Source organism: Adlercreutzia equolifaciens (assembly GCF_029076695.1).
Taxonomy (GTDB): Bacteria; Actinomycetota; Coriobacteriia; order Coriobacteriales; family Eggerthellaceae; genus Adlercreutzia; species Adlercreutzia equolifaciens_A.
The window spans coordinates 1-295 of record NZ_JARFIK010000465.1; the positions used below are offsets into that span (position 1 = coordinate 1).

1 protein-coding gene is annotated in these 295 nt (G+C 44.4%); it reads left to right on the plus strand.

Annotation, left to right across the window (positions count from 1 at the left end; all coding sequences use genetic code 11):
• A partial coding sequence (locus PZH32_RS13200; protein ID WP_275208711.1) for a phosphatase PAP2 family protein occupies window positions 1-282 on the plus strand: 282 nt, incomplete at its 5' end.
• Between the last annotated feature and the right edge of the window lie 13 nt (window positions 283-295).

The window sequence follows — 295 nt, forward strand, 5'->3', positions numbered from 1 at the left end:
CTGTTTCCGTCGATTCATTGTATGGCGAGCTGGTTCTGCTGTATCGGTCTTAGAAAGTGTAAGGAGATTCCTGAGTGGTATAAGCTGATGTCAGTACTGATTGCAATATCGGTCTTCATTTCTACGCTTGCAACGAGACAGCATGTATTATGGGATGTGGCAGGAGGCATCGGGGTAGCTGAGCTGACCTGGTTTATCAGCAACCGGACGAATGGCTGGAAGACATATCAGAGACTGAATGAAAAGATATCTGTCGGTATAAGCAGAAGATTAGGACGATAAAATCATGGAAAAT